Genomic DNA, 25,158 nt, shown 5'->3' on the forward strand with positions numbered 1-25,158 from the left:
AAGGGGCAGCCGCGAGGGCGACGTAGGCGACGAAAGCACCGCAACGAGGGAGCGAGAGCGACCGAGTGAGGAGCGCAGCGAGCGTACGCCGCCCTCGCGGCTGGGGCTTTGGCTGTGTTCGTCGATGAGCTGCTGTCAACCACATACGACCGAGCGGCTGGGGCTTGGGAGGCGGTCATCGCGGCGTCACCGATTTATAAGCGAGCGGCTGGGGCTTCGGGGTGATTCTCCGCCGGTATCCGGTCGACGATATCCGAGGGTCCGGTCTGATCCCCGCCGGTATCACAGCGTTCAAACCCGCCCTATCCTTCCAACACCTATGAACGCGGACCGTCGAATCGCCGCCGTCGAGGAGGTTCCCGAGGACAGCACGCTGCTCGTGACGCTACAGCCCGTCGACCCCGAGAGTGTCGACGACGGCGAGGGCGACGTGGGCGAGTCAGAGGACGGCGCCCCCGAGGCGGAGGCGATCCTCACGCGGGCGACCGGCGAGGTGCGCGCGTTCCGCAACTACTGTCAGCACTGGACCGACGTGCGCATCGACAAGGACGACGGGGCCTTCGTGCGGAACGGCGAGGTGTTCTGTCAGAAGCACGGCGCCACCTTCGAGGCCGACGGCGGCTACTGCAACTTCGGCCCCTGCGAGGGCGCCGTGCTGGAGGGCGTCGACGTGACCGTCGACGGCGACGGCGTCTACCTCGCCGACGACGCCTACGAGTTCGTCAGGCTCGGCCACTCGCGCCGCGACGGCGACAGCGGCGACTCGCGGATCGACTTCACGGGGAACTGAGACGGGCGGATCACGTCCGTATCGGAGCACCTCCGGATTTAAAACCGCGTCCGACCGCTCGCCCCGCCAGCGTCGTCCCGACCGAGCGCCTTCTTCAGGAAGCTCATCCAGCGCTTGCGGTCGGCGGCCTTCTGGCGCTGCTCCTCCGTCTCCGGGTCGGGGGCGTCGAGCCCCTCTAACGCCTCCAGCGCGCGGTCGATCCCGATGATCGACGCCGCGAGCTCCTCGCCGCGCTCGTAGCTCACCTCGTTCTCCTCGATCGGTTCGAGCCGCGCCAACCGCTCCCGGCGGAGGTTCCGCTTCGCGCGCTCGACGCGGTCGCGCTCGCCCGGGGGGACCGAGTCGCGCCGCTTGATCTCGAAGACGAACGACCGCAGCTCGATCGGCTCCCCCTGGACCTCGATCTCCTCGGGGATGTCCGCGCCCACCGTCGCGGCCTCGCGGTTCACCCGTTCGAGGAGCCCCTTCCGTTCGTACTCCTTCACGGCCGTACGGTAGGCGGCGGTCGCACTTCGCTCCTTCGGCGCGGGCGGCGGCGGACAGCGGGCGGCGGCGGGCAGCGGACGGCGAGCGACGGCGGACAGCGGACGGCGGCGGCGAACCGCGCGTCCGGACGCCGCTCGTCGCACCGCGAGAAGGGACGACGTTAACCCGACCGCGCCGCTAGCGGTCCGCATGGAGCCGCTCGAAGCCGAGCTCTCGCGGGCCCGCGAGCTCGCCGTCGACGACCTCGCCGACGCCATCGAGGCGATCGGCTTCGAATGCACGCGCTGCGGCGGCTGCTGTACCGGCTACGCCCCCGACGAACCGGGCGGCGCGCCGGCCGGGGAGGGGGTCGGCGAAAGCGACGGGAGCGGCGAGAGCGACGCCGGGTGTCACGGCGGCGACGCCGACCCCGCAGACCGCGAGCCCCACACGGCCACCGTTTTCCCGGACGAGGTCCGCGAGGTCGCCGCCGCGGCCGAGGAGCGCTACGGCGAGTCGTACGACTGGCGCGACGTGGCCCGCCCGATGCCGTTCGGCCTCTCCGAGGGCGACGAGGGCGAACCGACTGGCGAGACGTTCGAGTGGGCGCTCGCGACCGACGACTGCGGCGACTGCACCTTCTACGAGGAGACGGACGGAACGGGCGCCTGCGCGGTCCACGACGACAGGCCGCTCATCTGTCGGACGTACCCGTTCAGCGTCGCGCTCGACGGGACGAGCCAGCCGATGGGCGAGGCGGTCGACGAGGCGGGGGTCGTCCGCGCCCACGAGTGCGAGGGGCTCGGCCGCGACATCTCCCGCGAGGACGCCGAGGCCCTCGCCGCGTCGCTCAAGGAGCGCGCGGTCCGCGAGTTAGCGGAGGCGATCGGCGTTCGCGACGGCTACGACCCGGAAGCCGCCGAGCGCGCCGACGGCGACGTCGTCGTCTTCGACTCGGAGGGACCGAAGGAGGCCGACGGGACGCCGGTCGACGGGGACTGAGCGAGCCCTCGCCGTCGCGGGCGGAGCCTCAGACGACGTCGAGCGCCGCGTCGACGTCGGCGGCGATCTCCTCGCGCGCCGGTTCGCCCGGGAGCGTGAGCGGCGGGCGCACGCGGGGGTCCGGGATGAACCCGCGGTGCGCGGCCGCGACCCTCGCGACGGGCGCGAACCCGTGGTCCCCGCACCGGTCGAACAGCGGCGCGATCGCCCGGCGGTGGAGCGCCAGCGCGCGGTCGTCGTCGCCGGCGCGGAGCGCCTCGCCGAGCGCGACGAACGCCTCCGGGATCACCTGCGAGAGCGCGTGGATCCCGCCGTCGACGCCGAGCGACGCGCTCGGGTACAGCAGGGCGTCGACGCCCTGAAAGACGGTGAACTCCTCGGGGGTTCGAGCGACGGCGACGTCGATCGCGGAGATATCCCCGCTCGTGTCCTTCAGCCCGACGACCGACTCGCGCTCGGCCACGGCGGCGAGGACGTCGGGGTCGATCGGCTCGCCGACCGTCGACGGGATGTCGTAGAGGAACAGCGGCAGGGGCGTCTCGTCGGCGACCGCGTCGAGGAACGCCCGCTGTCCCGCCGGCGCCGTCGAGTTGTGGTAGTACGGGAGCGTGACCAGCCCCGCGTCCGCGCCGGCCGCGTCGGCCGCCCGGAGCCGGTCGAGGGCGCCCGAGACGGTCGTGTCCGCCGCGCCCGCGATCACGGGGACCCGACCGTCGGCCGCCTCGACCGTCGTCTCGACGACCGTCCGGCGCTCCGCGTCGGTGAGGCTGGCGAACTCGCCGGTGGTCCCGCAGGGGACCATCCCGTCGAGCCCGGCGTCGACGAGGGCCCCGACGTGGCCCGCGAGCGCGTCGGCGTCGACGTCGCCGTCGGCGTCGAACGGGGTCACGATCGGGGGCGAGACGGCGCCGCGTCGGAACTCGATGTCGGGCATGCAGTCCGGTTCGGAAGGGTGCGAGAAAGGTCTTGGTGCCGCGACGGCGGTTGCCGGAAGCGAGCGCGACGGGGCAGGGTCGCGGTTCGCGACGCCGTAGCGTCGAGCCGGGACCTCGATCCCGAGCGCCGCGGTCAGTCCGCGCCGACGGGACCGCGGTCCGATGCGACTCCGCGGGCGCCGCGGTACCGGTCGCGCAGTCCGAGCGCGAGCGCGCCGAGTCCGAGCAGCAGCACGAGGAGGTCGACGAGGCCGCCGACCCACGGAACGAGGCCGATCGCGGCGATCCCGAGGACGCCGAGGAGGAGGGCGACCCACCGGTTCGGACGGCCGAGTCGGTTGAGGACCCACGACCCGAGGGCGTACCGACCGTACACGGAGCCGATCCAGATCGCGACGACGTACGCCGCGATCCCGACGAGCGCCAGCGGGATCCCGACGACCGTGACCGCCACGAGGACGAGGAGGATCGGCGTCCCGATCAGCGCGACCAGGCCGACGCCGCCGCTGCGGAGCGAGTCGCCGCCGACGCGGTCGGCGACGCCACGCGAGAAGCGGGGGAACGCGAGCAGGAGCACGGCGCCCAGCGCGAGGTTGACGGCGACGCCGTAGGCGGACCCGACCCACGACGGCGCGAGGTCGGAGCCGAACGCGACCCCGGTGTCGCCGCGGAGACTCGTGTCCTCGACGACGCCGCCGGCGACCGTCGCGTCCGGGCTCTCGGTGAACGTCTCGGCGTCGTACCGGAACTCGCCGCCGACGTCCGCGTTCGGGCCGAGCACGACCGAGTCGGCGGCCGCGCGAACGTCGCCGTCGACCGCGCCGTCGACCGTTATCGAGCCCGCACCGACGTCGAGCGATCCGCCGATCCGACCGGTGTCGGTCAGCTCGAACGAGCCGGCGCCAGTCTCGACGTTCCCGCCGACAGTCCCGTCGACCACGATCGTCCCGGCGGCGGCCTGGACGTTCCCGTCGACGCGGCCGGTCTCCGCGACGCGGATCGAACCGGCCGCTCCCGAGAGGTCGCCGTCGACGGTGCCGCGGACCACGACCGTCCCGGCGACGCCGTCGATCCCGTCGACCGTCTCCCCCTCGTCGACGACGATCGTTCCGGAGGCTCCCTGCACCGACTGGGCCGTCGCGAGCCCCGTCGCGAGCGGGAAGAGGAGCGCGACGACGGCGAGAGCGACGGCGATACGACGACGAAACGCGTTGGAGGACGGGTCCATGGCGGATGAATTATTTTTCAGTGACATATATCTGTCTGGTGAGTGGTGTCAAGAGTCAGTCGGTAGCCGCGACCGGCGGGGCCCGGTCCGAGTCCCGCGACGGACGTCCCGCTGTCCGTCGCCGCGCCCGGCCGATGCGCCCGGTCCGTCGAGCGCGCTGACGCGCAGTCGGACCGGATGCGTCGGCCGCGTGTTCGCGCTCGCCCGCAGCGACAGCTCCGTCGTCACGGGTTCGAGCCGCAGCCGGCGGAGCAGCGTCGCGGTCGCGAGTCGGAGTTCCTGTCTCGCGAACCGCATCCCGATACAGTGGCGCGGGCCGCCGCCGAACGGGAAGTACGCGTATTCGGGGCGGTCGCCGACCGCCGGGCCGGCGCCGTCGTCACCGCGAGCGGTCCCTGAGGCGTCGCCCTCGTCGCCGTCACTCCCGCCGCCGGCGGCCTCGTCACCGGTGGCCTCGTCGCCGTCGGTCTGCCGGAGCCACCGCTCGGGCCGGTACGTCTCTGGGTCGTCCCACCACCGCTCGTCGCGGTGAACCGCCCACGGCGAGAGCGTCAGCACGACGCCGGCCGGAACGCGGTAGCCGCCGAGGGTCACCGGCTCGGTCGGCTCGCGGAAGAAGGAGTGGACGGGCGGGTACAGCCGGAGCGCCTCGTCCACCGCCGCCGTCAGCGCCGGACACTCCCGGACGTCCGCGGGCGTCGGGTCGGCGTCGAGCGCCGAGACCTCCGCGCGGACCCGGGCTTGGAACTCGGGCCGGCGGGCGAGGCAGTAGAGCGTGTACGTCAGGCCGAGCGCGCTCGTCTCGTGGCCCGCGAACAGGAACGTCACCGCGTTGTCGACGAGCTGGTCGTCGTCGATGGCCCCGAGCTCGGCGGCCGCGACCAGCGTGCCGAGGAGGTCGTCCGCGGCGCCCGGGTTCGCGGGCGGGCCGGCGGCGCGGCGTTCGGCGACGAGGTCGCGGATCGTCGCCCGGAGCGCACGGATTCGCCGCCGGTACCGCCGGTTCGTCGGGGTCGGGATCCACTCCGGGAGGAAGGAGGCGATCCGGCCCGTGTCGAACCGCTCCGTGACGCTCTCGGCGGCCGCCCGGACGGTGTCGCGCTCGCGCTCGACGTCGCTTCCGAGCAGGCTCTCGGCGAGGACGGCGAACGCGTAGTCGGTCGCGGCGGCGTGGACGTCGACGACGTCGCCGTCGTCCCACGAGGCCGCCGTTCGGCGGGCGTGCTCGACCATCGCGTCGCCGTACGCGGCCACCCGCTCGCGGAAGAACGCCGACCGCATCGCCGTTCGCTGCTCGCGCCACGCGTCTCCCTCGGCGAGGAACAGCCCGTCGCCGAGGAGCCCGCCGAGCCGCTCGCGGGGCATCTCGCCCTTCTCGAACCGGTCGTGCTCCTCGACGAGGATCGCCGCGATCGCGTCGGGGTCGGTCACGAGGTAACTCTCCGTGCCGAACACGTCGTAGCGGACGATCCCGCCGTGCTCGGACGACCGCCGTTCGTAGAACCCGAGCGCGTCGCTCGCGAGTTCGTGGACGTTTCCGAACAGCGGAATCCCGCCGGGGTCCGGCGGTCGCGGCGCGTCGCGCGGAGCGGTGACTCCGTCTCCGTCGGTCGTCTCGCTCATACGGATCGATCGGCGCCGCGAAGCGCTGAGGGTTCGCACGGACGCGTCCGGGTATTTTTAACTGATAGGCGGTCGGTCGTCGGGACGATTCCCATGCGATACGTGCACGTGGATATCACGTTCCCGCCGTCGGTCCGGCATCCGATGCACGGGTTCCTCGACGAGGGCGACGGCTGGCGGACCGAGATGCTCACGTGGCGGCGGCTCCCGGACGAGACCTTCGTCACGCTGTTCCGCGTCGTCGCTCCCCGCGAGCCGTACCTCGACCGGCTGCGGTCGATCGACGCCATCGACCGGTTCGAGACGGCCCCGGGCGACGACGCGTTCTATCTCAAGGCGTACGAGCGACTCGGCGGGCCGCTGGAGGCGTTCCTCGGGGCGTTCGCCGGCACCGATTTCGTCTCCGTGCCGCCCGTGGTGTACCGCTCGGAGGGACGCATGTCGTTCGGGGTGATCGGCCCGCCCGACCAGCTCCGGGACGTGCTCGCGACCGTTCCGGACCCGATCGACGTCGATATCGACCGGATCGGCTCGTACGGCGGCGGTCGGCGGCTGGCCGGCGTCGAACTCACGGAGCGCCAGCGGGAGGCCCTCCGCGCCGCGCGCCGCGTCGGGTACTACGACGTGCCGCGAACGGGATCGGTGGCCGACGTCGCCGAGGCGGTCGGCTGCTCCTCGTCGACGGCGGGGGCGCACCTCCGGAAGGCGGAGGCGGCGCTGGTCGAGGCGCTCCTCGACGGCTGATCCCAGTCCATGGGGACGCTCCGCGAGCGTCGGCGCCGCGTCTACCGGATCGGCGGTACAACTATACTGGTCCGTCGCCACGTACGGGTGGAGTCTACTATGGAGATCTCAGAGAAGCTCCTCTGTCTGTTCAGCGCCGACGTGCGCGAGGCGGACGGCCAGTACGTCGTCGACGTCCCGCGCCGCGAGATCGAGACCGGGTCGCTGGAACCGGGCGAGACGTATCGGGTCGCGCTTATTTCCCGCTCGGAGGCCGAGACGGGCGACGAGACCGACGGCGGCGCCGACGTCTCCGCGTCCCGTGCCGACGACGGGCCTCAACCCCCGGTCGAACCGGGCGAGATGCGGTACGTCGAGATCGAGGACCTCGGCAAGCAGGGCGACGGCATCGCCCGGGTCGAGCGCGGCTACGTGATCATCGTTCCCGACACGGAGGTCGGCGAGCGCGTGAAGATCGAGATCACGGAGGTCAAGTCCAACTTCGCTGTCGGCGAGGTCGTCGAGGAGGCCGCGTAGCGGCGACGCGAACCGAGCGCGAACCGAGCGCGAATCGAACCCGGACCGAACCCGGACCGAGCGGGCATAATTCGAGCCGGGACGGGGTCCGGACCGTCGTGGCTTCTATCCTGAACCGTCGTGGCTTCTATGTGCGACCCGCGTTTACCTCGAAACATGGAGTCGACGAGCGCCGACGACGAGCGGACCCCTCGACGACCATGCCGCACATGAGCGTTCGACTGCCGGTCGCGGACGCCCCCGAGTCTGTCGGGGACCGCCGCGCCGGCTTCTCTGCCACCGTGTTGACTGAGCTGGGCGTCGAGCCCGGCGACCCCGTGAGCGTTCGGGGCGGTCGGACGACGGTCGCCGTCGCGGGCGCGCGTCGACGGCGACCCCGGCGGGGGCTGTCTCCCCGGGTCGATCCGCCGGAACGCGGGCGCCGAGGTCGGCGACACGGTGACGGTCGAGCCGGTCGACGCCGTCGCGGCGTCCGCGGTCACTCTCCGCCTCGACGAGCGGATGGACCTCACCCGCGCGGGGGCCGCCCTCCGGCGGCGCCTCGACGGGACGGCCGTCTCGGTCGACGACGAGGTGGAGGCGACGCTGCTGGGCGGCGCGCTGAACCTGACGTTCGTCGTCGAGGACGTGGCGCCGTCCTCGCCCGGGATCGCGAGCGAGGAGACCGAGATCGAGGTCGAGACGGGCGAGGGGACGGCGGCGGTCGTCAGCGAGCCCTCGGTGTCCGCGACCGACAGCGTCGTGCCCGCCGAGACGTTCCGGGAGCTCCGCGAGGCCGCCGCGACCCGACTCGACGGGCGGGAGTCGTTCGCGGCGGCCGGCCGGCCGACGACGCTCGGGCTCCTCCTCCGCGGGCCGCGGGGCGCCGGGAAGACGACGCTCGTCGAGGCGGTCGCGGCCGCGGTCGACGCGACCCTCGTCAGGGCCTCTGCCGCGCGGCTCCGCGGCGAGGGCGCGGGCGACCGCGAGCGTCGCCTCGACCGCGTCGTCGAGGCCGCGAGCGACGCCGACCGAGCGGTGGTGCTCTTAGACGACCTCGAGGTCCTCGGCGACGACGGCGCCGCCGCGACGCTCGGCGACCGCCTCCGCGAGACGCTCGACGAACTGCGGGCCGCGGACGGGACGGTCGCGATCGGGGTGACCACTGACGCCGAGCGCGTCCCGGAGGCGCTGCGACGCGGCGGGCGGTTCGACCGCGAGGTCGACCTCGCGCCGCTGAGCGTCGCGGACCGACGGGAGGCCTTAGAGAGCGTCGCGCGGGACGTGCCGCTCGCGATGGACGTCGACTTCGCGGAGACGGCGACCCGGATCAACGGGTTCGTCCTCGCCGACGTGACGGTGCTGGTCGACGTGGCGCTGGAGCGGGCGATCCGCCGGGACGGCCGAACCGCGGTCCGCCAGTCCGACGTCGACCACGCGATGGACGTGGTCGAGCCCAGCGGGCTTCGGGATGTCGCGGTCGAGTTTCCCTCGGTCGCGTGGGACGACGTCGGCGGGCTCGAGGCGGCCAAACGCGAGATCGTGCGGGCGGTCTACTGGCCGCTCGAGTACGCCGACCGCTTCGAGCGAGCCGGTATCGAGCCGCCGTCGGGCGTGTTGTTGTACGGCCCGCCGGGGACCGGGAAGACGCTCCTCGCGCGGGCCGCGGCCAGCCTCAGCGACGCGAACTTCATCTCGGTGAACGGGCCGGAGCTGTTGGACCGATACGTCGGGGCCAGCGAGCAGGCCGTCAGGGACCTGTTCGCCACGGCTCGGGAGAACGCGCCGGCGGTCGTCTTCTTCGACGAGGTCGACGCGATCTCCCCGAAGCGACGGAGCGACGACACCGGCGCCGGCGAGCGCGTGGTGTCCCAGCTGTTGACCGAACTGGACGGGCTGGAACCGCTGACGGACGTCGTCTTCGTCGCGGCGACGAACCGGCCGGACATGATAGACGAGGCGCTGTTGCGCCCCGGCCGGATCGAGAAGACCGTCGAGACGCCGCTTCCCGACGAGCCGGCGCGGCGGGAGATCCTCCGGATCCACGCCCGTGACACCCCGACGGCCGAGATGGTCGACTTCGACGCGCTGGCGGAGCGGACGGCGGGGTACAGCGGCGGCGACCTCGCCGCGCTGGTCCGCGAGGCCGCGATGCTCGCCATCGAGGACACGATCACCGACGACGGGAGAAACGGGGATCTCACCGTCGACGCGGATCACTTCGAACGTGCGTTGGCCGAAACGACGCCGTCGGTGGGGGACGCTCCCGATCGGGACGGCGCGTTCCAGCGGTGAGTTACGCCCGTTCCTCGTGTAAGTTGAGGACGAAGTAGGCGATCCCGAGTGCCGTGACTAACTCCACCGCGGAGATCAGCCAGAACGCCGTGGAGAACTCCAACCCCTGGTTCTGGAGCGTCGGCAACGCGAACAACGCGCCGGCGGCGACGACGAAGCAGACGACGATACCGACGACTGATCGAACGTTCAATACGGCAACCGATTCATCGATGTCGTCTGACATTAGTGATAAAAAGACTCACAGCGAGTCGGGTAGTTACCGGTCGATACGGCCTTAATCGGCGGCAGACGGCTCTCCGGCCGACGGCTCCGGCGCTTCGGTGTCGCCCATGATGGCGCGACTGCGCAGGAGGATGAGCCCGAAGCCGACCTTCGCGCTCACGTCGAGGATCATGAAGCCGAGCGTCTCGACGCCGAGACCCACGATGCCGGCCCCTTCGGTTCCGACGAGCCACAGGATCGGGTACGCGGTCCAAAGGACCAACGTCAACACGGTCAACGTGTTGAACGTGCTCTCCACCTCAGCCGAGCGCGCCTTCGCCGCGCTGCGGAGGCTCGTGGCGAGGTAGTACAGCACGAAGATCATCGCGATCGTGCTGATGAGCCAGAACGAGTACCGCGCAAGCATCGTCTGTGAGAGAGCACCGACGAGGCCGGTGACGATCATCAGCGCGTCGACGCCGATGAGCGTCCCGATCGTCACGCGGTCGACCTTCGCGAGGAGCGCGAGGTCGAGCAACAGCAGCGGCGTGGTGAACAGCCAGTCAGCGTACCGCGCGTAGTAGATGTCGAGCGTCCCCCGGCCGACGACTTCGACCTCGGTCAACCCGATACCGAAGAACATCGACAGGTACGCCGCCGACGCGATCCCCGGCACGAGGATCGTGATCGCGTAGTACTCACGCGCCTCTTTGTTCGTGACTCCCCAGCCTTTCGCGATGAAGTAGAACGTCCCGAGGAGCATAAATATCGTCCCGATACCCAGCCACAGCGTTTCGGGCCGACCATCGCCGAGGAGGTCGAACCCTGCTTGAAGTACTGTCGGATCCATACGCAACTACACGTATCACCCATAAAACAATCAACTTCGACACAGCATAGTAAGGTACGCGCTCCGGCCGGGTCTGAGCGAGAATATATATTACTATTTTGAATTAGAAAGAAACACCGATCAGGCGGGGTTTCCCGGATTCGGCGCCGCGAGCGTCGGCGGTCTCGGCGGGTTGTCCGCCGGCGCCGGCGGGACGGACCTTACTAGTGACCCAAAATGAAACCAGTCTGGCGACCGTACTACCCGTATGGCGAACGACGAGGCCGAGACGGAGACCGAAACGACGGACGAGACCGATGAAACGACGGAGCGCGAGACGGAGGCGGAGACGACGGCCATCGACGTGGAGGCGCTCGACACGTACGAGGACCGCGTGGAGGAGCTCTCGTCCGCGCTGGAGGAACGGGAAGAGACGATCGAGGAGCTCGAGTCCGTGGTCGAAGCGCAGTCCGAACAGATCGAGACGCTGGAGGATCGGTTCCTCGATCTGTCCGCCCGCGTCGCGGACGGGCGGAACCTCGGCGTCTGTCCGGAGTGTAACGGGCCGACGGAGAAGAAGGAGCGGCTGTTCCGGAGCGACACGATCGAGTGCCTGCGGTGCGGCGAAGTCATCCACACGTACTGAGCCGCGCAGTCCGGTTTCGCGCCCGCGGGCACGGGCGACTCGTTCAAGCGAGGCGGTGCCGAGAGGCGACTCAGTCGTCCCCGTCGGCAGAGAGGCGACTCAGTCGTCCCCGTCGGCAGAGACGCGACTCAGTCGTCCCCGTCAGCCGAGACGCGGGCGTCCCAGTAGGAGACGGACGCCACGTAGTCGCCCGGGATCGTGTTGCCGACGAGCTCGTCGACGACCCGGAAGGGCCTCGCGACGGGGCCGGGAAGCTCGCGGTAGAAGCCGTACGGCAGCACGAAGTCGTGCTCCTCGCCGGCGAGCGTGAGGCCCGCCGCGCGGAGCATATCGACGACCTGTCGCTCGGAGTAGAGCCGGGAGCCCATCGGGAGCAGCCAGGTGTACAGCGTCCGGAGGCTACGACGGTTGAACGTGTCGAAGAACACCTGATCGGCGCTGACGCGGCGTAGCTCGCGGGCGAACGGAACCGGGTCGTCCATCAGGTGGAAGAAGCGCATCGCGACCACCGTGTCGAAGTGGTCGTCCGGAAACGGGAGCCGCGAGGCGTCGCCGCGAACGAACTCCACGGTGTCCGACAGTCCCCCCTCGACCGCCTTCTCGCGGCCCTGTTCGAGCATCTCCCGGGAGATGTCTATCCCGACGATGTCGGCGCCCCGGTCGGCGATCATCGTCGTGAACCGACCGGTGCCGCAGGCGACCTCCAGCACGCGGTGCCCATCCTCGATCGGCCCGAGCGCCGAGAGGACGGCCTCCTTCTCGCGTCGGTCGATGAGCTCCCCGCCGCCAGAGAACCGGACGTCCTCGTACTCCTCCGCGACCTCGTCGGCCTGGTACCAGTCCTGTCCCTTCACGTTGTCAGTACTGCACGCCCGACCGACAAAACCGTACTGGATGCGGTCGGGGACGGCGTCGGCATCCGCCGGTCGCGGCGGGGTCGGCGCTCGCCGGCTCCGATCGGCCGCTATCCGCTCGTCGAGACGGCGTCGGCCGAGATCTTGAGTATCACCCGCGGCCCCGACTCCTCACCGTGGTGGGGGTACTCGTCGACGTCGAAGTACCGCCGGGCGAGCTCGTCGATGTGTTCTTTCGCTCCCTCCTCGGTCAGCTCCGCCTCGCCGCGGACCGAGACGTAGCGGTACGGGTCGTCCGGATCGAGCACGCTGACTCCGACCTTCGGGTTTCGCCTGACGTTCCGCTCCTTCCGCCGCCCGCGGGCCGTGTTCACGAGGACGTACTCGCGGTCCTCGTGGTCGACCCACACCGGCGTGACGTGCGGGAATCCGTCGGGAGTCACCGTCGCGAGGTGGGCGTACGACTCGCGCTCGAAGATGTCGACGTGAGACTCGGGAATCACGGAGACGCGTACGGCGGGAAGCGGGGAAAATACCCCGATCGATCAGGATAATCGCTCGCCTGAGACGTGATATTAACACATTATATTATCCCAATCGGATTCCCCAATATGTAGCTAACCTTTACCAATAGGCAAAGGATTCAGATATAGCATGAGTACCAGTCCAGCGGAGACCGCCGACCAAGACCGCCTGTCCGAGAGCGAGTACCGCGATCGCCTGCGCGAACTACCCCCTAGCGCCAAGCTCGTCGCGAAGGTACTGGAGGGCGACTCGCCGCTCTCGCAGGGCGGGCTTGCCGAGGAGTCGCTTCTGCCCGACCGGACCGTCCGCTACGCGCTCAACCGCTTGGAGGAGGAGGGGCTCGTCGACTCCCGCTACAGCTTCAAGGACGCGCGCAAGCAGGTCTACTACCTGACTGTCTGAGGCCGCCGCGCGACGGGCGGAGCGAGTCGACCGTCGACTTCGCACGGAGTTCTTTTTAATCCCTCGTCCCGATACCTGACCGTATGGACCTCTCGGTCGTCGTACCGACGCTCAACGGGCGGGACCGGCTGGGCGCCTGCCTCGACGCGCTGGCGACGCACGCCCCCGAGGCGGAGGTAATCGTCGCCAACGGCCCCTCCGCGGACGGGACGACCGGGATGGTGCGCGACCGCGACGACGTCGACGTGCTCGTGGAGATCTCGGACCGAACCGTCAACGTCGCGCGCAACGCGGGGATCGAGGTCGCGACCGGCGACGCGGTGGCGCTGGTCGACTTCGACAACCGGATCGGTGAGGAGTGGCCCGGCGCCGTCCGAGCCGGCCTCGCCGACGCCGCCGCGGTGACGGGACCGGTGACGCCGGCGGAGCCGTCCCGACGGCCAGAGGCCGGCGCCGACGGAGAGCGGGTTAGCGCCGACGGAGAGCGGGTTAGCGCCGACGGAGAGCGGGTTAGCGCCGACGAGGAGACCGGCGACGGAAGCGGGGACGACGCCGCGGACGAACCCCCCGTGGGGCCCGAGCGCCGGACGATCGCGGGCCGCGACGTGACCTACTTCGCGGGCGGGAACGTCGCCTTCCGGCGGGAGACGCTCCGGGACATCGACGGCTTCGACGAGTACCTCCGGACCGGCGGCGCGCGCGACGCGGCCCACCGGCTGGCCCGGATGGGCCACGAGATCGCGTGGCGCGAGGCGCTCGGCGTGACCAAGGAGCTGCCGAGTCCGACCGCGGCCGACGGGGGTCGCAGCGCCCACGAGTGGGGATGGAAGTACCGGGCGCTCGCGTACCGGCTCCTGAAAAACTACGGCGTCCGGCCGACGGTGATGGCGCGGGTCGGGTCGCACGCCGCGACGGACGCGGTCGACGCGGCCGCCGACGTGGTCCGCGGCGAGTCGACGCCCTCCCGGTGGGCCGCGAACGGACGCGACGTGCTCGTCGGCCTCGCCAGCGGGGGTTCGGACGGGCTCGTCGCCCGGGGCCGCGACCGGAGCCCGGCCCGAAACCCGAACGGCATCTCGGAGCGCGCCGACCGCGCCGTGGCGAAGTACGACCGGCGAGAGCGAGAGGAGTGACGGGCGGGTGGAGGGGCGGCGGACGGCGGACGGCAGACGGCCGATTCCGGCCGTCCCCGCGCCTTTTAACCTCCGCCGTCGTCTACGGCCGGTAACGAATGGGACTCACGAAGCGGATCATCCCCTGTATCGACGTCGACCTCGACGACGACGGGGACGCGGCGGTGTACACGGGCGTCAACTTCGAGAACTTGGAGTACACCGGCGATCCGGTCGAGTTGGCGAAGAAGTACAACGCCGCCGGCGCCGACGAGTTCGTCTTCCTCGACATCACCGCGAGCGCGGAGGGCCGCGAGACGATGCTCGACGTGGTGAACGCGGTCGCCGACGAGTGTTTCATCCCGCTCACGGTCGGCGGCGGGATCCGCACGAAGGCGGACATCAAAGAGACGCTGCGCGCGGGCGCGGACAAGGTGTCTATCACGACGGGCGCGCTCGAACGCCCCGAGCTCATCGAGGAGGGCGCCGCGGCATTCGGCAGTCAGTGTATCGTCATCTCGGTCGACGCGCGCCGCCGACGCGACGACGCCGGCGAGCACTTCTACGAGGACGACGACGGCGAGACGGTGTGGTTCGAGTGCACGAAGAAGGGCGGCCGCGAGGGCACCGGGATCGACGCCGTCTCGTGGGCGAAAGAGGCCGAGGAGCGCGGCGCCGGCGAGCTGTTCGTCAACTCCATCGACATGGACGGGACGAAGGACGGCTACGACGTCCCGCTGATGACGGCCGTCTGCGACGCCGTTTCCACCCCGGTCATCGCCTCCTCCGGCTGCGGCGGTCCAGAGGACATGTACGAGGTGTTCACCGAGGCGAACGCCGACGCGGGGCTCGCGGCCTCCATCTTCCACTTCGGCGACTACTCCATCGAGGAGACGAAGGAGTACCTCGACGAGCGCGGCGTTCCCGTCCGGTTGTAGCCGAACGGCCGTCGTTCTTACTCGGAACAGAATAATTACCATTCACAACTGTCGTGATTTCCAATAGTTGTGATCGAAATCAACAGTTATTATGCGATGCCGAGCGAATCGTGACGTATGTCCACGTCATCGACGCGTGTCCGTGCCGAGCGCCCGGAGCTCGTCTGCCGACGGACCGACGACGGCTCTGGAGACGGGGAGGTGACGTTCTTCGAACGCGACCGCGATCCCGACGAGCGGACGACCAGGTGGATCACGGTCCGAGAGGCGGACTGCGTGCCGCGCGACGAGTGGCGGTAGAGGATCCGGACCGGCGCCGGCCTCCTCGTCGGCGTCGGTGCGGCGCTCACGGCGTGCTGTCGACGCGCGTTCGGCATCGGGCGAGACCGGTCGATCTCCCCCTTTTTTACCGCGAACCTGCAGAACCTCGGAATCGCGCTGCCGATCTCGCTGCCGTTCGCCGACCCGCTGGTCACCGTCTCGATAATCGTCTACTACGTCGTCCAGCAGATCGGCGGTGCCGCGCTCGCGGACGCGACGTGAGGCCCTGACGCGGTTCGGGCCGGGTCGTCTCGCGGGCGCTCCTGGCTTGCACCGCCGACCGCCCCCGATCGGTTCGCGCCGTCGACCGCCCCGGTCAGTCGTCGGCCGCGACGGCGTCGGTCGTCAGCAGGTCGCGGTCGTCGAGCAGCGCGACGGTCGCCAGTCGGATGGCGTGCGGCCAGCCGAGCGGGGTCGCGCTGTCCGGCGTCCCGTCGTCGAAGAACTGCTCGGGGAGGTAACTGGTCGACTCGCACAGCGAGCCGCCGGGCGAGACGCGCGCGAGGAGATCGCGGGCGCGCTCGGCCATCCGGTCGGCCCGCGGGTCCTCGTGCGCTTCGAGCAGGGCCGCGAGCTCCGCGCAGGCGTTCGCGCCCCACGCCGTCGAGACGGTCCACACCTTCTCCGAGAGCTGGCCGGCCTGCCGCCACGCGTCGCCCTCGTACCGGATCAGTCCGGCGATCTCGTCGCTCTCGTGCGCGAGCCCGTCGACGACGGTCTCAACGTGCGAGACGAGCCGGTCGAGCCGCTCCTCGTCGACGGCGCCGGCCGCCCCGTCGCTGCCGTCGGCCCCCCCGAGCGCGTCGAACGACCGGTGCGCGCTCGCCAGCGACAGCGTCGAGGAGTCGAGCCGGTCGTCGATCGCCCCCTCGGGCGTCTCGCGGAGCGCGTAACAGCCGCGCTCGGGGACCCAGAGGTCGTCGAGCGCCTCGTACACGCGAATCGCCTGCCCCCTGGCGTGGCCGGCGAGGTCGTCGGGGAGGGCGGCGGGGTCGAGGTCGCCACCGGACGCCCCCGCGTCGCCGTCGGGGGTACCGGCGGCGTCCGAGTCGGCGCCGAGCGCGTCGGCGTCGAGCCCGTCGCCGTGGAGCGCCAACTCGCTGTACGCCTCCAGGAACGTCGCCGCGGTGTGGGCGAACCGCCCGGCGCTGTCCTCCCACGCGTTCTGACAGACGACGGGTCGACCGTCGTCCTCGAGCGTCTCGTCGAGGCCGGCGAGCGCGGCGACGAGGGTCGCGTCGAGGTCGGGGACGGCCACACCGCTCTCTCGCGCCTGCGCGAGGTACGCGATCACGCTGCCGGTCTGGTCGGCCTGGTAGTCGACGTCGGGGCCGTCCTCGATCCGGGCGTTCGCCCACCCGGGCGCGAGGGAGCCGTTCCGCGGCCAGACGCGGTGGGGCCACGAGCCGTCCGGGCGCTGGGTGGCGACGTACATCGCGGCCGAGCGGGCGTGCCAGTCGTCGAGCCCGAGCCCGAGCCGGTCGTCGGCGCCGAGCAGGAACGTCGAGATCTCCGCGTCGTCGCGGAACCACGTGTAGCCGTAGCCCCCGGAGGTCGCGTAGAACGGGTCGAAGTCGGGACCGGCGATCCGGAGCCCGGAGTCGGCAGAGAGCAGCGAGAGCACGCGGAGGTCGGCGACGAGCGACTCGCGGGCCGGCGCCGACGCGGGGACGGAGGGCGTCGTCTCGTCCGCGGCCGCGGCGAGGGCGTCGGCCGAGTCGAGGTCGGCGAACAGCTCGTCGATCCGGGCGCGGGCCGCCTCTCGCGTCGTCTCCGCGCGGTCGGTCAGGAGCGACGCGACGGCGGCGACGCCGCCCTCGAAGGGGGCCTCGGCGATCACCTCGCCGGAGAGCCGCTCCTCCTCGTAGCGGTCGCCGTCGCGGTCGCGGGGGAGGTCGGTCGGCGCGTCTTCGAGGAGCTCCGGGAACGTCGCCGGGAGCTGGCCGCGGAGGTCGCGGAACCCCGTGTCGCTCGCGAGGAAGTCGTGCTCGTCGGCGTGGTACACCTCGACCGCGTCGTCGTACCGGAGCTGGCCGACGCGGTCGTCGCGGCCGTCGGGAGCGAACCGGGCGTAGACGACGAGCGAGAGGGCGTCGGGGTCGACGTTCGCGTGCCCGTCCTCGCCGACGTCGACCGTCGCGCGCGTGAGGTGCGCGTCGCCGATCGTGACGTCGCGGCGGGTCACGGTGGCGGCGTCCGCCTCGTGGACGGTCTCGATCAGGGTCGCGTCACCGACGTACCGCTGTTCGGTGGGCGTCTCGTCGAGCCAGACGATCTCGTCGCCGATCGCGAGACCGATCCGCGAGCGGACCAGCCCGGTCCGTCCCGTCAGCGGGTAGCCGAAATCGCGGAGCTCCCCGTCCTCGTCGACGTGGACCAGCCGCCCCTCGCCGCCGGTGAACCGTCCGGTGACGGTCCGCCGTTCGCCGGGAAACCGGGTGGCGTGTCCGGTGTTGCGCTTGTAGACGTCGAGCGCGTCGCGGAGTTGCATTACGCGGGTAAACGCCCCCTCCGCGTATGAAGTTTTGGTGTAATTATTATTCATATGTTCGAGAAACGGAAACCCTCAAGCCGGGAGGCGCCCGGGTACCGGCATGCACGAGCCCGGGCCTCCGCGGACGACGAGCGTCGGCGAATCGGTCGAGCTGGCGCCTCGATCCCCGGATCCGGACGGTACGTACGAGTGGACGGTCCGCGACGCGCCCGCCGACAGCGCCGTCGGCGAGGGACCGATAGGGAGCGGCGGCGGATCCGGGAAGGGCGACGAATCCGGGGTGGGCGACGGGTCCGAGGAGGGAACCGGACGCGGAGAGGGTGACCGACCGGAAGACGAACCCGAGGGGACACCACCGGTCCTCGTCTCCGGGGCGACGAGCCGATCGGACGCCCCGGTCCTCCGCCTCCGGCCGGACGCGCCGGGGACCTACGTCCTGACGCTCGACGCGCCCGACGGGACGCACCGCCAGCGCGTGCGCGCCTTCCCGGACGAGCGCCGGGAGACCGAGCTCCGCGTCGCGGCCGCGGACCTCCCGGTCGACGACGACGCCGTCGACCGCGTCTCGCTGATGTGGGCGCACAACGAGCGCCTCCTCGCCCGCGACCGGCCCGAGCGCGACGGCGACGACTGGGTCCTCGAGACCCGGGTGCCGCCGGGGCGCCACCGGTTCAGCTTCGTCGCCAACGACGACCCCGGAAACGAGCACGGCGACGTCGTCGAGGTCCCGGGACCCGGACGCCCCCGGCTCTCGGCTCGACGGGCGGTCGAGGACCGTAGCGACGCCGAATCCGGGTGGTCCTGCCTGGACGGCCGACGTCGAGGCGCCGCCCGCGGCCGGCGGGGCGAAGGGGGCCGGGCGAGTCGACGCCGCGACCGCGGCGTCGGCGTCAGTTCCTCGTCGACGGACCGGACGCCGCCCCGGAGACGGTCACGCGGATCGAGTCGTTGGCGGACGGGGCTACCCTCGCCGTCCCGCTCGGAGCGGTCCCCGACGACGCCCTCGACGGCGGCGGCCTCCGCGTCCACGCGGTCCCGCGCGCGGAGCGGTACGGGGCGGCCGAGACGGTGCGCATCGAGCGCGGGAACGGCGACGAGAGACGGACGGCGGAAGGAGGCGGCGTCGACGAAGGACCGACGGCCGACGGCGTCGCCGGTGGCGGCGCGCCGGTCGCGGTCACCGACCCTCACGCCGCCCCGGAGTGGGCCGACGCGCCGACGATATACGAGGCGTTCGTCAGGTCGTTCGCGGGCGACACCCTCCCGACGACGTTCCGCGAGATCGAGCGCCGGGTGCCGTATCTGGAGAGCCTGCGCGTCGACGCGCTGTGGCTGACGCCCGTGCTCGCCTCGCCGACCGAGCACGGCTACCACGTCACCGACTACTACGAGACGGCGAGCGACCTCGGCTCGCTCGAGGCGTTCGAGTCGCTCGTGGAGACCTGCCACGACGCCGGGATCCGGGTAGTCTTCGACCTCGTGATCAACCACACCTCCCGCGACCACCCCGCGTTCCAGATGCACGCCGCCGGCGTCGACGCGTACGCCGACCACTACCGCCGGGCCGACGGCGCCTTCGACGTGACCGGGACCGACTGGGCGGAGCTCGCCCCCGGGGACATGCCGGAGTACTACTTCAACTGGCGGCGGATCCCCAACCTCAACTTCGACAGTCCGGCCGTCCGGGCGTGGCTGCTGGACGTAGTCGACGAGTGGGCCGCCGTCGTCGACGGCTTCCGCGCCGACGTGGCGTGGGGGGTCCCGCACGGGTTCTGGAAGGAGGTCGCCGACCGCGTCCCCGACGACGTCCTCCTGCTCGACGAGACGCTCCCGCACGACCCCTTCTACGGCGAGGGGGAGTTCGACCTCCACTACGACACCTCCCTCTACGGGATCCTCCGCGACGTCGGCGCGGGCGAGGCCCCCGCGAGCGCGGTCGGCGACGCGTTCGACCGCGCCGCGTGGCTCGGCTTCGACGATCCGAGCGCGCAGATGCGCTACGTCGAGAACCACGACGAGGACCGCTACCTCGCCGAGTACGGCCGAGACGCCCTGAAGGCCGCCGCCGCGACCGTCTTCACGCTCCCCGGCGCGCCGATGATCTACGCCGGGCAGGAGCGCGGCAACGAGACGTACCGCGGCCCCGTCCGCTGGCACGACGGCGACAACGACCTCACCGACTTCCACCGCGACCTGGCCGCGCTCCGCGAGCGCGAGCCGCTCCTCCGCGAGGGCGCCGTCGACTTCAGCGGCCCCGCGACGGACGTGCGCGTCGTCGACGGCGACCCGGAGCGGGTGACCGCGTACGCCCGGACGGCGGTCGGCGATAACGAGGGCGCCGACGAGGCGGACGGCGACGCCCTCCTCGTCGTCGTCAACTTCGCGACCGAGCCGGCGACGGTCGCGGTGCCGGAGGGAGTCGAGACCGACCTGTTCGCCGACCGCGCGGTCGGGAACGAGGTCGCCGTCGACGCCGTGGCCGTCCTCAGATAGGGTCCCGTCTCCCCGGTCGCGGTATCCGCGTCCGTCGCGTCGTCCGACCCTTATAAGTGGTCGCCTCGCCCTCTGTTGCGTATGGACGACCGGACGCTGAACGATCTCCTCCGCCGATTCGGGCTCTCGGACAAGGAGATCGACACGTATCTGAGTCTCTTGGAGCACGGCGAGGCGAAGGCGAGCACCATCGCGGACGCCGCCGGCGTGTCGAAGCGCTACGTCTACAGCGTGAGCGAGTCGCTCGCGGACCGCGGGTTCGTAGAGGTGAACGACCACGTCGTGCCGACGACGATCCGCGCGAACCCGCCCGACGAGGTGATAAACCGGCTCCGCTCGGACGTCGACGCGATCCGACCCGGACTGGAGGAGCGCTTCTCGCGGGTGGAGCGGCGGGCCGAGCAGTTCGAGGTGATCAAGTCCCGCGTCACGGTCATCAAGCGGATCCGGTCGCTGCTCGACGGGGCGGAGTCGGAGGTCGCGCTGTCGGTCACGGCCAAGCACCTCCCGGAGGTCCGGGAGTCGCTCGCGGAGGCGGTCGACCGGGGCGTGCTCGTGCTCCTCGTCGTCTCCGACGCCGAGGGGACGTCGGTCGGAGACGCCGGCAGCGACGCGGTCGACCTCGAGGGCGTCGCCAGCGTCGTTCGGACGTGGAGCGAGGCGATGCCCACGCTCCTCACCGTGGACTCGGCGGGCGGCGTCGTCGCCCCGCCCGAGCTGCTCCGGCGGTCCGACACCGACCGGCAGGCGATCCACTTCTCGCAGGAACAGCTCGCGCCCGTCATCGTCGGCTCCTTCCTCGGGAACTACTGGCCGGCCGCGACCGAGGCCGCGACCGCGCCGCCGGCGCCGCTCCCGGCGGAGTACGAGAACTTCCGGCACACGGTGTTACAGGCGACCCTGCGGCTCCGCGCCGGCGAGACGCCGCGCGTAACCGTCGGCGGGCGGCGGACGGAGAGCGACGAGGCCGTCGAGCTCGTGGGACGCGTCGTCGAGGCGAAACAGGGGATGGTCGAGCCGACGAACAACGAGTTCCCGGTCCAGCACTCGCTCGTCGTGGAGACCGACGACGGCACCGTCACCGTCGGCGGGAAGGGCGCGTTCGTCGAGGACGTCGAGGCCGACCTCGTGCGGATAGAGGCGGACGAGGCCGGCGAGGCGGACGCGTCCGGCGGCACCGCCGACGCCGAATAGGTCGACGCCGAATAGGTCGACGCCGAATAGGTCGACGCCGAATAGGCCGACGCCGCGCGGGCCGACGCCGACCTACTCGCGGATCGGCGCGCTCGTCAGCCCCGACGGCTCGTCGCCGGACGCGGTGTCGATCCCGAGCCGCCAGCCCCCCTCCACGGCGTCGACGCGGACCGCCCGCGGGGGCGACCGGTCGCCGTGTCGGCACAGTTCGAGAGCGACCGGAAGCGTCGGGAACCGCCCGTCCCGGGGGGTCAGCGCGTAGTCGGACACGTGGACGACCACCGACTCGGCCGGCGGCTCGTCGCCGCCCGAGTCGGCCGCGTAGCTCCCGACGACCCCCGCTCCGGCGAGGCGCTCGAACGCCCCCGCGACCGGGTCCGCGTCGGGCGCGACGGGGAGCCGCGACGCGGCGTCGGCCAGCACCGCGGCCTGTTCGGTCGGCTCGAGGCCGCGGCGGAGCTCGAACGCCATCGCTTCGAGGAGCCGGAGACAGAGGCCGTCCGGGTCCGACCGCTCCTCCGCGAACGCGAAGTAGGCGTCCATGACCGCCGACTCGACCGCGTCGTGGTCGCCCGCCGAGAGGGCCTCGAACACCGCCGCCGCCGCGTCGTGGCAGAACCCGACGAGGTCGCGGCTCGGCGCGGGATTCGGTTCGGGGTCGCGGCTCGAATCGGGGTTCGGTCCGGGGTCGCGGCCCACGGCGGGTCGGAGAGCGACCAGTCCGCCGCCTCGGTCGCCGAGAACCGCCGCACGTCGTGCGCGTCGCCGGCGGACCGACCGCTTCCGGCGTCGCCGTCGGCGCTCCCGTCGCAGACGCCGCGGTCGACGCCCTCGTCGCCCGCGTACTCCTGCCGGACGATCACGTCGTAGTACGGGACCTGCGGGTCGTACCGGCGGAGCGCGTCGCGGTACTGCTCGGTGGCGCGCGCGGCGGCGCGCGCGGCGGCCCGGCTCTCGAACCGGAGCCCGGCCGCGGGGACCGGTCTGTCGCCGTAGCGGGCGCAGACGAGCGAGTACTCGCCGGTCTCCGACGAGAGCGCCTCGATATGGTCGCTGATAGCCGCCAGCGTCGTCCCGATCACGTCGCGGTCACGCTCCGCATCCGGTCACTCCTCCAGGCTCGGGTGGGTCTCTTGCGGGTCGGGATGCGGTTCCGCGAACCGCTCGCGGGTCGCGTCCAGCGAGGCGGCCTCGCGTTCGCGGCCACCGTCGGCGCCGATCTCCTCGCAGCCCGGGGGCACCTCGCGGCCCCGGTCGGTGAAGTACCCCTCCGGCGTCACCCAGTCGTGGTAGAAGGGCGCGTCGTCGTCCTCCAACAGCGTGACCGCGACCTCGGCGCCGTGGCCGGCGCACACCGCGGCCTGATGGGGCTTCTCCGCGAGCCGCCCCGCCGCGTACAGCCCGTCGACGCCGGTCCGGCCGCGCTCGTCGACGTCGACGTACGCCTTCCCGCGCTCGATGATCCCGACGCCGTCGACGCCGTCGAGGTAGCCGACCGCGTTCTTCGTGGCCGCGACGACGTACCGCGTCCGGATCCGGTCGTCGCCGTCGGTGGCGACGGCGAACCGGGCGTCGTCGCTCGGGGCGCCGTCGCTCGGGACGGCGCCGTCACCGCCGGAATCGGCGTCGCCGGAGTCGATCGCGGCGACCCGCGTCACCCGCGCGTCGAGTCGGTCCGCGCCGGCGGCCTCGGCCTGCTCGCCGAGGAGGTCGAGCAGTCGGCGGGCGTTGACTCCGAGCGGGAACCCGGGGAAGTTCTCCAGGTGGGCGTTCCGCCGGAGGATCGACGCGCCGCCGTCGACGACGAGCGTGTCGAGCCCCTGACGCGCCGTGAACACGGCCGCCGAGAGCCCGGCGACGCCGCCGCCGACGACGACCACGTCGCGCGGGGGGGTCGACCCGTCGGTCATCGGTCGACCACCCGTCGGTTCCGTCGGGAACGGTCCGCCGCCCGTAGCTGATTCGGCTCCATACCCGTCGACACGGGCGAGGCGAGGTAGGATCTTCGGTCCCGCGGGTCTGACGCGATGCGCTGTCGAGCGGCCGGCCTCGCCCCGCTCATCGCCGAACCCGGACCGGGTTGGCGGCGGCGATGAACGGCTCGTCCCGGTCGGTCGCCGCGAACGCGAGGTCGCCGCACGCGCCGCGTTCGACCCGCCACGTCGGCAGCGCCGGGACGTCGTAGTCGGTCGGGTCGCCGTAGGTCGCCGCCACGGTCCACTCGCGGGCGCGCATCTACAGGTCCCCCTTGATCGCGTCCGCGACGCGCTTCCGGTCGAACAGCCGCTCGTTCTCGGGGATCGCCGGATACGGACCCTCCTCGTACCGCGGCCACGCGCCGAACGCGTCGGGGTAGAGCTGCTTCGCCGTCATCTCCAGCTGGAACAGATTCAGTATCGGGCCCTGATACCGGGCGCCCTGCGGGTGGATGCGGTCGTTCCGGACCGCCGCGATCTCCGAGCCGACGGCGACCTCCTCGAAGGCGGTCCGTCGCCCGGCCATGTCCGTCCCCGGCTCCATCCCGCCGAGGTAGAGGATGACGTCGGGATCGGCCTCGAGCATCGTCTCGAAGTCGACGACCGTGCCGCACTCGACGCTCCCCTCGAACGCGTCGCGCGGGCCGAGCGGGCGCGTGTGCGACGTGAGGAAGCCGGGGTTGCTCAGCGTGTACGCGTAGATGCTCTCGATGTCGGCGGCGGCGATCATGATCGCGGTCGGGCGCTCCTCCTCGGGCGGCAGCCCCTCTTCGATCGTCGACAGAAGCCCCTCGCGGACCTCCGCGAGCGCCTCGTAGCGCTCGCGCTCCCGGAACGCGTCGGCGACGATCTCGAACTGCTCCCACAGGCCGTAGTACTGGTAGCCGTCGGCCCACTCGTCCGTCGGCTCCTGGTGGCGGTCGCTGAGGGAGTTGCCGAACCACGGCGAGACGTTCTCGGCGACCTCGTCGACGTCCGCGCGGTCCCAGGCGTCCTGTCGGGTGATCCACGCCGGGTCCGCGAGGTGGACGTCGCTGTCGAGCTCGTACAGCTTCTCCTTGTCCGGCTTCCACGAGGAGTAGCGCCCGGACCAGTCGAGCGAGACGCCCGGGAGCCGCTCGACGAACTGGTTCCACAGCCCGTCGTAGTAGTCGGGCGCGTGCAGCGCGGTGACGTCGTTCCCCCGGCCGAGCGCGAACGCCATGTCCGCGTGGTGGGTGAGCCGCGTGAACACCGTCTCCGGCGGCGACTCGAACGTCACCTCGCCCATCGGCGAGATCGACGCCATGTAGCTCTCGGCGGTGTCGCCGGACCCGTCAGAATCGTCGCCGTCGGCCGAGCCGTCGTCGGCGCCGTTGCCGTCGGCCGAGCCGTCGTCGGCGCCGTCGCCCTCCCCGTCGCCACCGCCGGTGCAGCCGGCGAGCAGACCGCCGAGCGCGACGGTACCGCCGTACTTCGCGAACGCTCTGCGGGTCGGATCCCCGTGTACCGCGTCGTCTCTGGACATGTTTTTAGGCTAGCCTAAAGATGTTTAACCACTTCGGTTTTTAGGTCGGACTAAAATATATTGCCACGTCGTCGTCGGCCGGACGC

General features: G+C 71.6%; 24 protein-coding genes and 1 pseudogene. 12 read left to right on the forward strand and 13 right to left on the reverse strand.

Translation table 11 applies throughout. The annotated features are described in order from the left end of the window. The first annotated feature begins 319 nt into the window (after positions 1–319). Entirely contained in the window at positions 320–790 is a 471-nt protein-coding gene (locus DJ82_RS11905; RefSeq protein ID WP_094526590.1) for a Rieske 2Fe-2S domain-containing protein, read from the forward strand. 38 nt (positions 791–828) lie between these two features. Here the strand turns inward: DJ82_RS11905 and DJ82_RS11910 are convergent, their stop codons facing one another. Further along, on the reverse strand, positions 829–1,275 hold the full coding sequence (locus DJ82_RS11910; protein ID WP_094558770.1) for a DUF5788 family protein: 447 nt from the start codon (positions 1,273–1,275) through the stop codon (positions 829–831). 190 nt (positions 1,276–1,465) lie between these two features. Here DJ82_RS11910 and DJ82_RS11915 point away from each other — a divergent pair, with 190 nt between their 5' ends. Continuing rightward, positions 1,466–2,257, forward strand: coding sequence for a YkgJ family cysteine cluster protein (locus DJ82_RS11915; protein WP_094581891.1), 792 nt, complete (start codon positions 1,466–1,468; stop codon positions 2,255–2,257). A gap of 28 nt (positions 2,258–2,285) precedes the next feature. On the opposite strand, the gene DJ82_RS11920 is transcribed toward DJ82_RS11915, so the two are convergent. The 3 genes from DJ82_RS11920 to DJ82_RS11930 form a co-directional block, all read right to left on the reverse strand. After that, positions 2,286–3,191: a dihydrodipicolinate synthase family protein gene (locus tag DJ82_RS11920; RefSeq protein ID WP_094581892.1), complete on the reverse strand. Its 906-nt coding sequence runs from the start codon at positions 3,189–3,191 to the stop codon at positions 2,286–2,288. 134 nt (positions 3,192–3,325) lie between these two features. Beyond that, positions 3,326–4,420 carry a polymer-forming cytoskeletal protein gene (locus tag DJ82_RS11925; protein ID WP_094581893.1) on the reverse strand — a complete coding sequence of 365 codons (1,095 nt, stop codon included), beginning with the start codon at positions 4,418–4,420 and terminating at the stop codon, positions 3,326–3,328. A gap of 48 nt (positions 4,421–4,468) precedes the next feature. After that, positions 4,469–6,043 carry a cytochrome P450 gene (locus tag DJ82_RS11930; RefSeq protein WP_094581894.1) on the reverse strand — a complete coding sequence of 525 codons (1,575 nt, stop codon included), beginning with the start codon at positions 6,041–6,043 and terminating at the stop codon, positions 4,469–4,471. Between the two features lie 93 nt (positions 6,044–6,136). Between DJ82_RS11930 and DJ82_RS11935 the strand changes: the two genes are divergently transcribed. From DJ82_RS11935 to DJ82_RS11945, 3 genes are all read left to right on the forward strand, one after another. Then, a complete protein-coding gene (locus tag DJ82_RS11935; RefSeq protein ID WP_094558765.1) occupies positions 6,137–6,787 on the forward strand; it encodes a helix-turn-helix domain-containing protein in 651 nt (216 codons plus the stop codon). Between the two features lie 99 nt (positions 6,788–6,886). Further along, complete coding sequence (locus DJ82_RS11940; protein WP_094526583.1) at positions 6,887–7,303, forward strand: TRAM domain-containing protein; 417 nt, start codon at positions 6,887–6,889, stop codon at positions 7,301–7,303. A gap of 438 nt (positions 7,304–7,741) precedes the next feature. Continuing rightward, positions 7,742–9,577 (forward strand): AAA family ATPase, encoded by a 1,836-nt coding sequence (locus tag DJ82_RS11945; protein ID WP_241881508.1) that lies wholly within the window; start codon positions 7,742–7,744, stop codon positions 9,575–9,577. Between the two features lies 1 nt (position 9,578). Here DJ82_RS11945 and DJ82_RS11950 read toward each other — a convergent pair whose 3' ends face one another. Then, positions 9,579–9,803 carry a hypothetical protein gene (locus DJ82_RS11950; RefSeq protein WP_094526581.1) on the reverse strand — a complete coding sequence of 75 codons (225 nt, stop codon included), beginning with the start codon at positions 9,801–9,803 and terminating at the stop codon, positions 9,579–9,581. Between the two features lie 51 nt (positions 9,804–9,854). Then, positions 9,855–10,631: a bacteriorhodopsin gene (locus DJ82_RS11955; RefSeq protein ID WP_094526580.1), complete on the reverse strand. Its 777-nt coding sequence runs from the start codon at positions 10,629–10,631 to the stop codon at positions 9,855–9,857. A gap of 247 nt (positions 10,632–10,878) precedes the next feature. On the opposite strand from DJ82_RS11955, the gene DJ82_RS11960 reads away from it, so the two are divergent. After that, the gene (locus tag DJ82_RS11960) at positions 10,879–11,256 is read left to right on the forward strand and encodes a hypothetical protein (RefSeq protein ID WP_094526579.1); all 378 of its coding nucleotides are present in this window, start codon (positions 10,879–10,881) and stop codon (positions 11,254–11,256) included. Positions 11,257–11,384: 128 nt separating this feature from the next. Here DJ82_RS11960 and DJ82_RS11965 read toward each other — a convergent pair whose 3' ends face one another. Beyond that, positions 11,385–12,110: a class I SAM-dependent methyltransferase gene (locus DJ82_RS11965; RefSeq protein ID WP_094581895.1), complete on the reverse strand. Its 726-nt coding sequence runs from the start codon at positions 12,108–12,110 to the stop codon at positions 11,385–11,387. A 110-nt stretch (positions 12,111–12,220) separates the two neighbouring features. Continuing rightward, complete coding sequence (locus DJ82_RS11970) at positions 12,221–12,613, reverse strand: pyridoxamine 5'-phosphate oxidase family protein (protein WP_094526577.1); 393 nt, start codon at positions 12,611–12,613, stop codon at positions 12,221–12,223. Between the two features lie 151 nt (positions 12,614–12,764). Here DJ82_RS11970 and DJ82_RS11975 point away from each other — a divergent pair, with 151 nt between their 5' ends. The 4 genes from DJ82_RS11975 (at position 12,765) to DJ82_RS11990 (ending at position 15,387) form a co-directional block, all read left to right on the forward strand. Then, a complete protein-coding gene (locus DJ82_RS11975) occupies positions 12,765–13,037 on the forward strand; it encodes a helix-turn-helix domain-containing protein (RefSeq protein WP_092921017.1) in 273 nt (90 codons plus the stop codon). An 83-nt stretch (positions 13,038–13,120) separates the two neighbouring features. Then, entirely contained in the window at positions 13,121–14,170 is a 1,050-nt protein-coding gene (locus DJ82_RS11980; protein ID WP_094581896.1) for a glycosyltransferase family 2 protein, read from the forward strand. 98 nt (positions 14,171–14,268) lie between these two features. After that, entirely contained in the window at positions 14,269–15,087 is an 819-nt protein-coding gene (gene hisF, locus DJ82_RS11985) for an imidazole glycerol phosphate synthase subunit HisF (RefSeq protein WP_094581897.1), read from the forward strand. Between the two features lie 117 nt (positions 15,088–15,204). After that, positions 15,205–15,387 carry a hypothetical protein gene (locus tag DJ82_RS11990; RefSeq protein ID WP_094523745.1) on the forward strand — a complete coding sequence of 61 codons (183 nt, stop codon included), beginning with the start codon at positions 15,205–15,207 and terminating at the stop codon, positions 15,385–15,387. Positions 15,388–15,724: 337 nt separating this feature from the next. Here DJ82_RS11990 and DJ82_RS11995 read toward each other — a convergent pair whose 3' ends face one another. Beyond that, positions 15,725–17,899, reverse strand: coding sequence for a glucan 1,4-alpha-glucosidase (locus DJ82_RS11995; protein ID WP_094581898.1), 2,175 nt, complete (start codon positions 17,897–17,899; stop codon positions 15,725–15,727). A gap of 103 nt (positions 17,900–18,002) precedes the next feature. On the opposite strand from DJ82_RS11995, the pseudogene DJ82_RS12005 reads away from it, so the two are divergent. Together DJ82_RS12005 and DJ82_RS12010 are read left to right on the forward strand one after the other, a co-directional pair. After that, positions 18,003–20,395, forward strand: a pseudogene (locus DJ82_RS12005) (alpha-amylase family glycosyl hydrolase). 81 nt (positions 20,396–20,476) lie between these two features. Then, positions 20,477–21,589, forward strand: coding sequence for a TrmB family transcriptional regulator sugar-binding domain-containing protein (locus DJ82_RS12010; RefSeq protein ID WP_094581899.1), 1,113 nt, complete (start codon positions 20,477–20,479; stop codon positions 21,587–21,589). 72 nt (positions 21,590–21,661) lie between these two features. Here DJ82_RS12010 and DJ82_RS15740 read toward each other — a convergent pair whose 3' ends face one another. The 4 genes from DJ82_RS15740 to DJ82_RS12025 all read right to left on the reverse strand — a co-directional run bounded on the left by DJ82_RS15740 (position 21,662) and on the right by DJ82_RS12025 (position 25,072). Beyond that, on the reverse strand, positions 21,662–22,288 hold the full coding sequence (locus tag DJ82_RS15740; protein ID WP_394338198.1) for a hypothetical protein: 627 nt from the start codon (positions 22,286–22,288) through the stop codon (positions 21,662–21,664). 407 nt (positions 22,289–22,695) lie between these two features. Beyond that, the gene (locus DJ82_RS12020; RefSeq protein WP_094581900.1) at positions 22,696–23,499 is read right to left on the reverse strand and encodes an FAD-binding protein; all 804 of its coding nucleotides are present in this window, start codon (positions 23,497–23,499) and stop codon (positions 22,696–22,698) included. A gap of 148 nt (positions 23,500–23,647) precedes the next feature. Beyond that, positions 23,648–23,824, reverse strand: a complete 177-nt coding sequence (locus tag DJ82_RS15030; RefSeq protein WP_170938255.1) for a hypothetical protein — start codon at positions 23,822–23,824, stop codon at positions 23,648–23,650. Then, positions 23,825–25,072: an ABC transporter substrate-binding protein gene (locus tag DJ82_RS12025; RefSeq protein ID WP_094581901.1), complete on the reverse strand. Its 1,248-nt coding sequence runs from the start codon at positions 25,070–25,072 to the stop codon at positions 23,825–23,827. Positions 25,073–25,158 lie beyond the last annotated feature (86 nt).

This window comes from Halorubrum sp. Ib24, from assembly GCF_002252745.1.
In the GTDB taxonomy this organism is placed as follows: Archaea; Halobacteriota; Halobacteria; order Halobacteriales; family Haloferacaceae; genus Halorubrum.

Bases quoted from the DNA above. Each gene is read 5' to 3' on its own strand.
- DJ82_RS15030 (WP_170938255.1), bottom strand. From the start codon at position 23,824: ATGCGCGCCCGCGAGTGGACCGTGGCGGCGACCTACGGCGACCCGACC.
- DJ82_RS11905 (WP_094526590.1), top strand. From the start codon at position 320: ATGAACGCGGACCGTCGAATCGCCGCCGTCGAGGAGGTTCCCGAGGAC.
- DJ82_RS11935 (WP_094558765.1), top strand. From the start codon at position 6,137: ATGCGATACGTGCACGTGGATATCACGTTCCCGCCGTCGGTCCGGCAT.
- DJ82_RS11915 (WP_094581891.1), top strand. From the start codon at position 1,466: ATGGAGCCGCTCGAAGCCGAGCTCTCGCGGGCCCGCGAGCTCGCCGTC.
- DJ82_RS11930 (WP_094581894.1), bottom strand. From the start codon at position 6,043: ATGAGCGAGACGACCGACGGAGACGGAGTCACCGCTCCGCGCGACGCG.
- DJ82_RS11990 (WP_094523745.1), top strand. From the start codon at position 15,205: ATGTCCACGTCATCGACGCGTGTCCGTGCCGAGCGCCCGGAGCTCGTC.
- DJ82_RS12020 (WP_094581900.1), bottom strand. From the start codon at position 23,499: ATGACCGACGGGTCGACCCCCCCGCGCGACGTGGTCGTCGTCGGCGGC.
- DJ82_RS11975 (WP_092921017.1), top strand. From the start codon at position 12,765: ATGAGTACCAGTCCAGCGGAGACCGCCGACCAAGACCGCCTGTCCGAG.
- DJ82_RS11920 (WP_094581892.1), bottom strand. From the start codon at position 3,191: ATGCCCGACATCGAGTTCCGACGCGGCGCCGTCTCGCCCCCGATCGTG.
- hisF (WP_094581897.1), top strand. From the start codon at position 14,269: ATGGGACTCACGAAGCGGATCATCCCCTGTATCGACGTCGACCTCGAC.
- DJ82_RS11925 (WP_094581893.1), bottom strand. From the start codon at position 4,420: ATGGACCCGTCCTCCAACGCGTTTCGTCGTCGTATCGCCGTCGCTCTC.
- DJ82_RS11940 (WP_094526583.1), top strand. From the start codon at position 6,887: ATGGAGATCTCAGAGAAGCTCCTCTGTCTGTTCAGCGCCGACGTGCGC.
- DJ82_RS11955 (WP_094526580.1), bottom strand. From the start codon at position 10,631: ATGGATCCGACAGTACTTCAAGCAGGGTTCGACCTCCTCGGCGATGGT.
- DJ82_RS11995 (WP_094581898.1), bottom strand. From the start codon at position 17,899: ATGCAACTCCGCGACGCGCTCGACGTCTACAAGCGCAACACCGGACAC.
- DJ82_RS11980 (WP_094581896.1), top strand. From the start codon at position 13,121: ATGGACCTCTCGGTCGTCGTACCGACGCTCAACGGGCGGGACCGGCTG.
- DJ82_RS11960 (WP_094526579.1), top strand. From the start codon at position 10,879: ATGGCGAACGACGAGGCCGAGACGGAGACCGAAACGACGGACGAGACC.
- DJ82_RS12010 (WP_094581899.1), top strand. From the start codon at position 20,477: ATGGACGACCGGACGCTGAACGATCTCCTCCGCCGATTCGGGCTCTCG.
- DJ82_RS11950 (WP_094526581.1), bottom strand. From the start codon at position 9,803: ATGTCAGACGACATCGATGAATCGGTTGCCGTATTGAACGTTCGATCA.
- DJ82_RS12025 (WP_094581901.1), bottom strand. From the start codon at position 25,072: ATGTCCAGAGACGACGCGGTACACGGGGATCCGACCCGCAGAGCGTTC.